Origin of the sequence: Amycolatopsis sp. NBRC 101858, from assembly GCF_030269325.1 — a bacterium.
GTDB classification, from domain to species: domain Bacteria; phylum Actinomycetota; class Actinomycetes; order Mycobacteriales; family Pseudonocardiaceae; genus Amycolatopsis; species Amycolatopsis ponsaeliensis.
In genome coordinates this window covers 1080179-1090457 of the sequence record NZ_BSTD01000004.1, presented here as the reverse complement: position 1 = coordinate 1090457, position 10279 = coordinate 1080179, and the positions used below count along the sequence as shown (strand labels likewise).

The window sequence follows — 10279 nt, the reverse complement described above, 5'->3', positions numbered from 1 at the left end:
AGGACTTCCTCGAAGGGCCGGAGGTGCTGCGTGACGGTGGTGTGGAGGCGATGAAGGAGATCCGCCGGATCCGCGACCAGTACCCGGAGACCAAGCGCCACAAGGCCACCGACGTCCCGGGCATCGCCTCCAACGACATCGGCATCATCAACAGCGCGCCGCCGCCCAGCCGGACCGTCGTCGTCCTGATCAAGCGGCTGCTCGACCAGACCAGGGGCCGCCACCGGTTCGGTCTCGGCGCCGTCCCCGCGGACGAAGCCCACTGGTGGCACACCTCGCTGTTCACCACCGTCGTGGTCACCGACGCGAACCAGGAAGGCGTCCGCGTCCGGTCCTACGACCGGGCCAAGACGCTGGACCTGGCCAAACGCGGCATCCGGGTGATCCAGCGGCTGCGCAAGGAGGGCGCATCGGTGCAGGAGCGGTACCACCGCGCCCTGCCGGAGCTGACCTCGCGCGAGAACTGGACGCGGCTCTACGACCTCTGATCCCCGCTCATCCGAGCGACCGGGGAATTCGCCTGGACGCCAGACTGCGCCGGAGGCCGGAAAGGCCATAGGGTTCGGTCATGAAGGTCGGCCTGCTCACCCGGGAGTACCCGCCGGAGGTCTACGGCGGAGCCGGGGTTCACGTGGAGTTCCTCGCCCGGGAGTTGCGGCCGCTGGTCGATCTCGACGTGCACTGCTGGGGCGCGGACCGCCCCGACGCGACCGGGCACACCGATCCGCACGGTTACCGCCAGCCGGCGTTCACGACCATGGACATCGCCGTGTCGATGGCGAACGCCCTGGAGGGCCACGACCTCGCGCACAGCCACACCTGGTACGCCAACCTGGCCGGGCACCTGGCCAAGATGACGCACGGCATCCCGCACGTCGTCACGGCGCACTCGCTGGAACCGCTGCGGCCGTGGAAGGCCGAGCAGCTCGGCGGCGGCTACCGCGTCTCGTCGTGGATCGAGCGCGAGGCCTACGAAGGCGCGGACGCGATCGTCGCGGTCAGCGGCGGCATGCGCCGCGACGTCCTGGCCGCGTACCCGGCGGTGCCGCCCGAGCGGGTGCACGTGATCCACAACGGCATCGACACCACCCTGTACCGCCCGGACCCCGGCACCGGCGCGCTGGCGAAGCACGGCATCGACCCCGGCCGGCCCTACGTGCTGTTCGTCGGCCGGATCACCCGCCAGAAGGGCGTCCCGCACCTGGTCCGCGCGGCCGCGTCGCTCGACCCCGGCACCCAGCTGGTGCTGTGCGCGGGTGGCGCGGACACCCCCGAGCTCGACGCCGAGTTCCGCGGGCTGGTCGCCGAGCTGGAGAAGACGCGCACCGGCGTCCGCTGGATCCCGGAGATGCTGCCGCGCCCCGAGGTCGTGCAGCTGCTGACCCACGCCACGGTGTTCGCCTGCCCGTCGGTCTACGAGCCGCTCGGCATCGTGAACCTGGAGGCGATGGCGTGCGGCACGCCGGTGGTGGCCAGTGACGTCGGGGGTATCCCGGAGGTGGTCGACGACGGCCGGACCGGGCTGCTCGTGCACTACGACGACCAAGACGCGCCCGGGTTCGAAGCGGGCCTGGCCGCTGCGCTGAACGAGGTGGTCGGGTCCCCGGACCGGGCCGCCGCGATGGGTAGCGCCGGCCGCGAACGTGCGGTCGGCGAGTTCGGCTGGAAGGCGATCGCCGAGCGGACGGTCGCCCTCTACGAAGCGTGCGGGAGGTCGTCGTGAACACTGGAGCCGACGTGCTGGGCATCGTGCTCGCGGGCGGCGAGGGCAAACGGCTGATGCCGCTCACCGCGGACCGCGCGAAACCCGCCGTGCCCTTCGGGGGCGTGCACCGGCTGGTCGACTTCGTGCTGTCGAACCTGGTGCACGGCGGGTTCCGGCGGTTGTGCGTGCTGACGCAGTACAAGTCGCACTCGCTCGACCGGCACATCTCGACGACGTGGCGCCTCTCGGCGCTGACCGGCGAGTACGTCACGCCGGTGCCGGCGCAGCAGCGGCTGGGCCCGCGCTGGTACCAGGGCAGCGCCGACGCCATCCACCAGAGCCTCAACCTGGTCTACGACGAGGATCCCGAGTACATCGCGGTGTTCGGCGCGGACAACATCTACCGGATGGACCCCCGGCAGATGCTGGACGCCCACATCGCCTCGGGCGCCGGGGTCACCGTGGCCGGGATCCGCGTCCCGCGGGCGGAGGCGAGCTCGTTCGGCGTCATCCGGACCACCGACGGCCTGATGATCGACGCGTTCATGGAGAAGCCCGCCGACCCGCCGGGCCTGCCGGACTCCCCCGAGGAGTCGTACGTGTCGATGGGCAATTACATCTTCACGACGAAGGTGATGCTGGAAGCGCTGCACGCGGACGCCGAGAACGCGGCGTCGCACCACGACATGGGCCGCGACATCATCCCGGCGCTGGTCAAGTCGGGCGAAGCGGCGGTGTACAACTTCAACGGCAACGTCGTGCCCGGCGAGACCGAGCGCGACCACGGCTACTGGCGCGACGTCGGGACGATCGACAGCTACTACGAGGCGCACACCGACCTGATCTCGACGCACCCGATCTTCAACCTCTACAACCGGAAGTGGCCGATCCTGGCCCACCCGGGCCAGCGCGCGGCGGCGAAGTTCGTCGAGGGCGGCTCGGCCAACCAGTCGATCGTCAGCAACGGCTGCATCATCTCGGGTGCGCAGGTCGTGGACTCGGTGCTCTCCCCGGACGTGCTGGTGGAGCAGGGCGCGGTCGTGCAGGGCTCGGTGCTGCTGGACGGGGCCCGGGTGGGCCGCGGCGCGGTGGTGCGGCGGGCGATCCTCGACAAGAACGTCGTGGTGCCGCCGGGTGCGCACATCGGGGTCGACCTGGCCCGCGACCGCGGGCACTACCACGTCAGCGAAGGCGGGATCGTCGTGCTCGGCAAGGGCGAACGCGCGATCTGAAGGCGGCTCTCAGGAGTGGGAATCGACCAGCGCCAGGCGCTCGACCACCTGGCGCGGGTCGATGCCCCAGCGCTCGGCGAGCTCCGAGATCGTGGCACCCGCCGCGTGCTCGGCGGCGATCATGCTGTTCACCACGCTCGCCACGGTCCACTCCTCGTCTGCAGATGCACGTGCAGGCAACATGCTACATGTTCACTGCGAACGTCCAGCAAACTGCCTCAGGTCAGCGGGCGGCGAACCCGCACGCGATCGCCGCCGCCAGGAACAGCGCCGCCAGGGCCGCCGCCCAGACCACGCCCATCGCCGCCGCGAGGTAGGCCTGGACCGCCGAGACCGCCGCGTACGTCACGGCCAAGCCGCGCCACGCCCGCCCCTCGCGCACGCCGGTTCCTCCCCCGCCGCCGAAAGCGATTCAGCGTCCCGATTTCTCCGGCTCCCCCGGCGGATTCTTCGTAGTGGCCCGCGCGCGCGTGGCGCTGAACACCGCGTCGAAGATCGGCGTCGGTTCCCCGTCGTCACGCTTCGGCCGCTCGTCCCCCGGACTGCGCTTTTCCTCTCCCACGCGCCCAGTTTCTGCGACGGCGGCCGATTTCGCTCGGGCAGCACGGAAAATCGCCCGGCCGGGGGATCACCCGCGTGGCGCTCTTTTTCCGCTCTCCGGCGGGGAAAAGCACCGCGGTTTCATTTCCGGGCGGCGGGAATAACCCGGGGGTGCCGCGGGATTGCACCCGGCATGAAAGCAGTCGTCTACCGCCGCCACGGCGGACCCGAGGTGCTGTCGCTGTCGGAGCGGGCCGTCGCGGAACCCGGGCCCGGCGAGGTCCGCGTCCGGATCGTCGTGTCCGCGGTCAACCCGACCGACTGGAAGGCCCGGCTCGGCCGCGGCGTGGCCGCCGGGACCGAAACGCCCGACACCGTCCCCAACCAGGACGGGGCCGGCGTCGTCGACGCGGTCGGCCCGGACGTCACCGGGCTCGCGCCCGGCGACCGCGTGTGGCTGATCCTCGCGGGCACCCACGGCCCGGTGGCCGGCACCGCGCAGGAGTACACCGTGCTCCCCGCGGAGAAGGTCGTCTCCCTGCCCGATGGCGCCGGCTTCGACGAAGGCGCCGGGTTCGGCGTCCCGGGGCTGACCGCGCACCGGGCGCTGACCGTCGCCGAAGACGGGCCCGCGCGGCTCGCCCCCGGCGCGCTCGAGGGCAAGACGGTGCTGGTCAGCGGCGGCGCCGGCGCGGTCGGCAACGCCACGATCCAGCTCGGCCGCTGGGCCGGGGCCACGGTGATCGCGACCGTCAGCAGCGACGAGAAGGCCGCGCTCGCCCGCGCGGCCGGTGCCCAGCACGTGCTGCGCTACCCCGACCCGGAGCTGGCCGCCCGGATCCGCGAGGTCGCCCCGGACGGCGTCGACCTGGTCGTCGAGGTCGCGGCCGGCGTCAACGCCCCGCTGCACACCGAGGTCCTGCGCCCGCGCGGCACGGTCGCGGTCTACGGCGACGACCGCGGCACCGGGAAGCTCACCCTCGACTTCGGCGCGAACCTGTGGCTGAACACGCGGTACCAGTTCCTGGTGCTCTACACGGTGGGGGCGGACAAGCTCCGCGCCGGCGCCGAAGACGTCAGCGCGGCGCTGGCCGACGGCGCGCTGCGGCTCGGCGAGGACCGCGGCGTGCCCGTCCACCGGTTCCCGCTCGAGGAGACCGCGAAGGCCCACATCGCGTCCGAGGAGGGCGCGACCGGGAAGGTCCTGATCGACGTCACCCCGGCCGGGTGACCAGCGCCTGAAGGAGGTCGAGCACCGTGACGCCGTCGTCGTCGCGGTGCTCGCGCCACCGGCCGAACAGCTCCTGCGCGGCGGTCACGAACGCGGGCGAGAGCCCGGCGTCGGCGCACGCTCCGGCGATCTCGGCCATTTCGCCTTCCCACCGCCAGGCCCGCTGCCCGGCGGAGGCGATCCCGCCGGGCGCGCCCAGCGGGGTGTGCGGCAGGACGTCGGCGGCGAGCTCACGCAGCTCGCCGCCGACGCCGTGGCGCTCCGCGAGGGCATGGGACTGCGCGGCCAGGGCGAAGGTGAGCTTGTTGTAGGAGGCGAAGGCGAGCTTGAGCGCCGACGCTTTCCCGATGGGCCCGTCCAGCGCGACCGGCCGGAGGTCGCTGCCGGCGAACAGGCCTTCCACCAGCGTGACCGCGGCCGCGGGCCCGGACAGGTAGAGCCGGGTGGTCCCGGCCTGCCGCGGTGGCGGGCCGACGATCCCCCCGTCGACGACGGTCGCCCCGGCCAGGATCCGCGCGACTTCGGTGGCGTGCCCGGGACTGATGGCGTTGGCGTCGACGTAGACCCCGGTGAACCCGGCGACGCTGCGGGCGACGTCCAGCGCGGCGGCGGGCGGGCAGACGCTGAGGATGACGTCGCACCCGGCGAGGTCCTGGGCCTCGGTCAGCCGGGCGTCTTCGGCACGGCGTCGCGTCGCGGGGCCGCGTCCGGCCGGAAGCCAGGAGACGGGCGTGCCGCGCGAGGTGAGGACCGCCCCGACGGCGGCGCCCATGGCACCGGGGTGCAGCACCCCGACGGAAGTGTTCATGCCTCCTTCCTACCCGTGGGCACCGGTCGGCGGATCAGGGCATTCCGGGCCATCGCCCGTGCGGCACGCTCTACGATCACCCGCGGAGGTGGGTGTGGAGCCGTTGGGGCGGGGTGAGCCGGCGCAGGTCGGGCGGTACCGGCTGCTCGCCGCCGTCGGCGAAGGCGCGATGGGCCGCGTGCTGCTCGGGGTCGCCCCCGACGGTCGGCTGGCCGCCGTCAAGCGGGTGCACCGGGGGTTCGCGCACGATCCCGGCTTCCGCGAACGGTTCCGGCGGGAGGTCGAGGTCTCGCGGCTCGTCTCCGGCGCCTACACCGCCGCCGTGATGGACGCCGATCCCCACGCCGAAACGCCGTGGCTCGCCTCCGTGTTCGTCGCCGGGCCCTCGCTGCAGGAAGCCGTCGACACGACCGGGCCGCTGCCGCCGGCCGCGGTCCGGCACCTCGCCGCCGGGCTGGCGTCGGCCCTGACCGGCATCCACCGGGCCGGGCTCGTGCACCGGGACCTCAAGCCCGCCAACGTCCTGCTCGCCGACGACGGGCCGCGTGTCATCGACTTCGGCATCGCCCGCGCCGCCGAGGGCGGCACCGACCTCACCCACACCGGCGTCATCCTCGGCTCGCCCGCCTTCATGTCGCCGGAGCAGGCCGAAGGGCGGCCGCTGACCCCGGCGAGCGACGTCTTCTCCCTGGGCGCCCTGCTGGTGCTGGCCGCCACCGGGCACAGCCCCTTCGCCGGGACCTCGGGCCCGCAGTCGCTCTACAACGTCGTCCACACGCACCCGGACCTGCGCTTCCTGCCGCCCGAGGTCCAGGCCGTCGCCGAGCCGTGCCTCGCCAAGGACCCGGCACGACGGCCGACACCCGCTCAGGTCCTGGAGCTGCTCGGTCCGCTGCCGCCGGTCCAGCGTCCGTGGCCGCCTGCCGTGCACGCGCTGATCGCGAGGCGGCAGGCCGAAGTGACGGCCGTCCTGACCAAGAAGCCCGCGCGACGAGGCCGCCGGATCGCGCTCGCCGCCACCGCGGCCGCCGTCGTCGTGGCCGCTGCGATCACCGCGATCACCCTCACCCGGGGCGACGACGGCGCGACCGCCGCCCCGGCGACGACCGTCCCGCCTCCGGTCACCACCACGTCCGCGCCGAACCCGGACCCGCTCGGCCCGGACAAGCTGCGCGCCGCCGACCTGTGCCAGGTGCTGCCGTCGGTGCCCGGCACCGGGAAGCTCACCCCCAAGATCGACGTGCACTTCTTCGAGTGCGTCTACGAGACGCCGCAGGGCCAGTGGCTGGGACTGACCGTCGGCGGCCCGGTGACCGCCAAGGGCACGGCCGCCGGGGAGCTCGACGGCCTCCCGCTCACCATCGACGACAAGACGGGCGGCTGCACCGCGTCCGTGCCGATCGTCGACCGGCCGGACGCGACGATCGGCGTCGAAGCCAGCCAGGCGGCCAAGCCGTTCGCCCAGCCGTGCGACTCGGCGAAGGCCGCGCTCACCGAAGCCGTCAACCGCCTCCGCGCGGGCTCGCCCGCCGCGCCGGGAGGACTCGCCCCGGTCGATCCGTGCGGCCTGGTCGACACCGCCACCGCGCAGCGGATCGTCGGCCCGGTCACCAAGGTGGTGCCCGCCGGGCTGCACGAATGCCATTGGCAGGTCGGCGGCGAGGTCGTCGTGTCGCTCGAACGCGGCACCCGGCCCGTGCAGTCGAAGGACTCGTACTACGACTCGGCCGGGACCGTCGACCTCGGCGGGGTCACCGCGTACTTCACCACCAAACGGTCCAACCCCGCGTCCGGGTTCTGCAGCCTGACCTGGCAGCACCGCCCGCTCGAAGAAGACTTCTCGGAGAACGTCGTCGTCGGCTACCGCACCTCCGCCAGCACGCTGCCCGACGCCGAGATCTGCCGCCAGGCGCAGGACTTCGCCAAGGCGATCCGGCCCGGATTGCCAAAACCGTGAAGCCCCTCGAAGCCGGCGACGCCCGGCACGCCGGGAAGTACCGCCTGGTCGCCGCGCTCGGCGAGGGCGGGATGGGCCGCGTCCTGCTCGGCGTCGCGCCGGACGGCAGGCTCGTCGCGCTCAAGCAGGTCCACCCCGAGCTCGCGCACAACGACCGCTTCCGGACCCGGTTCCGGCAGGAAGTCCAGGCTTCGCAACGGGTTTCGGGAGCGTTCACCGCCGCGGTGATGGACGCCGACCCCGACGCCGAAACCCCGTGGCTGGCTTCGGTGTTCGTCACCGGGCCGTCGCTCAAGGAGGCCGTCGAAGCCACCGGGCCGCTGCCGGTCGACGCGGTGCGCCAGCTCGCCGTCGGGCTCGCGACCGCGTTGATCGAGATCCACCGCGTCGGCCTGATCCACCGCGACCTCAAGCCCGGCAACGTGTTGCTGACCGGCGACGGCCCGCGGGTGATCGACTTCGGCATCGCGCGCGCCACCGAAGGCGGCCCGGATCTCACCGGCACCGGCGGCATCGTCGGCTCCCCCGCGTTCATGTCGCCGGAACAGGCCGAAAGCCGCCCGCTGACCCCGGCGAGCGACGTCTTCTCCCTCGGCGGCCTGCTGGTGATGGCGGCGACCGGGCATCCCCCGTTCCCCGGCTCGACGACCGCGCAGCTGCTCTACGACGTCGTCCACGCCACCCCCGACCTGACGGCGGTGCCGCCCGAAATCCGCGCGCTCGTCGAGCCGTGCCTGGCCAAGGACCCGGCCCGGCGGCCGACACCGCAGCGGATCCTCGACTTCCTCGGCCCGGTCCCGCCCGGCACCCGGCCCTGGCCGCCCGCGGTGCACGACCTCATCGCGGCCCAGGACGCCGCCGTCCGCACCGCGCTGTCCTGGCCGGTTCCACCCCCGCCACCGGCACCGCCGAAACGCCGTCGCTGGCTGCCGGTCGTCACCGCGCTCGCCGCCGCCTGCGCGCTGGCCGCGGGCAGCCTGATCGCCGTGGCCGCGTTCAAAGTGGGCGCGGACCCCGCGTCACCCGGCGCGAACCTCGACCCGACGAGCCTCGACACCTTGCGCCGCGCCGATCCGTGCCGGGTGCTCGACGACATCACCGTCCCGGACGCGGGCAAGCTCCGGGCCGACCCGGACACCGCTCAGCTCGACCGCTGCACGTACCAGTCCCGCTCGGGCGGGAAGATCTCGGTCGAGCTCGGCGACCAGATCTACGTCGAAGGCGGGCGCCCCACCGAAGACCTGAACGGCAGGCAGGTGCTGTTCACCGAGATCAGCGGCAGCACCTGCGACGCGAGCGTCCAGATCCCCGCACAGCCGGAGCTCGGCGTGACCGCGCTCGCCGAGACGTGCGCCCTGGCGAAGGCCACCCTGGGCAAGCTCCTGGACCGGCTCCACGGCGGCGGCAACGGCTACGCGCTGGCGCCCGGGACGCTCGTCGCGCTCGACCCGTGCGCCGTGCTCGCCAAGGCCGCGGTCGTGCAGGCGCTCGGGCCGGTCCGCGAGACCAAGCTGAACCGCGTCCGCGAGTGCGAGTGGACCGCGACGACGTCCCTGCGGCTGACCTTCGAGAAGATGCCGACCGGCGTGCCGGACGAGGGCTCCCCGGTCGACCTCGGCGGGGTGACCGGCACCCGCCGCGAACTCGAGGGCAGCTGCGTGCTGTCGTGGAACCACCGCCCGCTCGACGAGAAGGAGTCCGAGCACGTCCGGATCTTCGCGTCGAAGACGGGCGGCGGCGCCTGCGAAGCGGCCGTCGCGTTCGGGAAAGCCCTGGTGACGGCGCTTCCCCGCTAGCCCAGCCGCAACCCGCGGCGCAGGGCGTCGACCTCGTCGGCGAACATCCGGCGGGAGATCTCCGCCGTCTCCACCATGCTCGACCCGTGGAACGTGCCCGGGTAGTGCCGCAGCTCGGTCGCCACGCCCGCGTGCGCGAGGCGTTGCGCGTACTGGATTCCCTCGTCCCGCAACGGGTCGAACTGGCACGTCGTGACGAACGCGGGCGGCAACCCGGCCAGGTCCGCGGCCCGGGCCGGTGCGGCGTACGGCGAGACGTCTGCGCCGCCGGGCTCCGCGCCGAGGTAGCTGGTCCAGCTGTACACCGCGTTCGGCTGGTTCCACACCGGCGTGTCGGTGTAGGCGCGCATCGACAGCGTCTCCAGGCGGTCGTCCAGCTCCGGGATCCCGAGGTACTGGAAGCACAGCGCCGGGCCGCCGCGGTCGCGGGCCAGCAGCGCCACCGCCGCCGAGAGGCCGCCGCCCGCGCTTTCGCCGCCGACCGCGAGCCGGGCCGGGTCGATGCCCAGCTCCGCCGCCTTGGCCTCGACCCACTGCAGGGCCGCGTAGCAGTCTTCGACCGGCGCCGGGAACGGGTGCTCGGGCGCCAGCCGGTAGTCCACCGACACGATCACGATGCCGAGCTCGTCGACCAGGCGGAGCAGCGACGCGTGGAACATGTCGAGGTCGCCGAGGACGAACCCGCCGCCGTGGATGTAGAGCAGGCCGGGCACCGCGCCGGTGCGGTTCGCCGGCGAGTAGACGCGCACCGGGACCTCGGGTGCGTCCGACGGCCCGGGCACGGTCGTGTCGCGGACGTCGATCGGGTTCGCCGGCTCGTAGGCCGGCAGGACCTCGCCCAGCTGCCCCATCGAGGAGCGCGCGGCGACCAGGGAGTCGTAGTCGGAGAGGGTCACGGCCGGGAGCATGTCCAGCCAGGGCACCAGCTCGGGATCGATCGCGTAGGTCATGACCCCGATCTTGGGCCGCGGGAGGCGCTCCGGGCCACCGCCACGCGGCGGGCGTTGCCG

Annotated in this window: 9 protein-coding genes and 1 pseudogene; 6 read left to right on the top strand and 4 right to left on the bottom strand. The window is 73.4% G+C overall.

The window, feature by feature from the left end:
* The 3 genes and pseudogenes from QSK39_RS33815 to glgC form a co-directional block, all read left to right on the top strand.
* Positions 1-488 (top strand): annotated as a pseudogene (locus QSK39_RS33815) (glycosyltransferase); the annotation flags it as partial.
* A gap of 80 nt (positions 489-568) precedes the next feature.
* Positions 569-1723, top strand: coding sequence for a glycogen synthase (gene glgA, locus QSK39_RS33810; protein ID WP_285481921.1), 1155 nt, complete (start codon positions 569-571; stop codon positions 1721-1723).
* Positions 1720-2937 carry a glucose-1-phosphate adenylyltransferase gene (glgC, locus tag QSK39_RS33805; protein ID WP_285481920.1) on the top strand — a complete coding sequence of 406 codons (1218 nt, stop codon included), beginning with the start codon at positions 1720-1722 and terminating at the stop codon, positions 2935-2937. Before glgA ends, glgC begins: the two co-directional genes overlap by 4 nt.
* A 9-nt stretch (positions 2938-2946) precedes the next feature.
* Here the strand turns inward: glgC and QSK39_RS33800 are convergent, their stop codons facing one another.
* Positions 2947-3081 (bottom strand): hypothetical protein, encoded by a 135-nt coding sequence (locus QSK39_RS33800; protein WP_285481919.1) that lies wholly within the window; start codon positions 3079-3081, stop codon positions 2947-2949.
* Positions 3082-3160: 79 nt separating this feature from the next.
* Positions 3161-3319: a hypothetical protein gene (locus tag QSK39_RS33795; RefSeq protein ID WP_284750343.1), complete on the bottom strand. Its 159-nt coding sequence runs from the start codon at positions 3317-3319 to the stop codon at positions 3161-3163.
* A gap of 351 nt (positions 3320-3670) precedes the next feature.
* Between QSK39_RS33795 and QSK39_RS33790 the strand changes: the two genes are divergently transcribed.
* Positions 3671-4708, top strand: a complete 1038-nt coding sequence (locus QSK39_RS33790) for an NADPH:quinone reductase (RefSeq protein WP_285481918.1) — start codon at positions 3671-3673, stop codon at positions 4706-4708.
* On the opposite strand, the gene QSK39_RS33785 is transcribed toward QSK39_RS33790, so the two are convergent.
* On the bottom strand, positions 4692-5516 hold the full coding sequence (locus tag QSK39_RS33785) for an NAD(P)-dependent oxidoreductase (protein ID WP_285481917.1): 825 nt from the start codon (positions 5514-5516) through the stop codon (positions 4692-4694). The two genes, QSK39_RS33790 and QSK39_RS33785, sit on opposite strands and share 17 nt — an antisense overlap.
* Positions 5517-5610: 94 nt before the next feature.
* On the opposite strand from QSK39_RS33785, the gene QSK39_RS33780 reads away from it, so the two are divergent.
* Positions 5611-7473 (top strand): serine/threonine-protein kinase, encoded by a 1863-nt coding sequence (locus QSK39_RS33780; protein WP_285481916.1) that lies wholly within the window; start codon positions 5611-5613, stop codon positions 7471-7473.
* A complete protein-coding gene (locus QSK39_RS33775; protein ID WP_285481915.1) occupies positions 7470-9269 on the top strand; it encodes a serine/threonine-protein kinase in 1800 nt (599 codons plus the stop codon). Before QSK39_RS33780 ends, QSK39_RS33775 begins: the two co-directional genes overlap by 4 nt.
* Here QSK39_RS33775 and QSK39_RS33770 read toward each other — a convergent pair.
* Positions 9266-10219: an alpha/beta hydrolase gene (locus tag QSK39_RS33770; RefSeq protein WP_285481914.1), complete on the bottom strand. Its 954-nt coding sequence runs from the start codon at positions 10217-10219 to the stop codon at positions 9266-9268. The two genes, QSK39_RS33775 and QSK39_RS33770, sit on opposite strands and share 4 nt — an antisense overlap.
* Between the last annotated feature and the right edge of the window lie 60 nt (positions 10220-10279).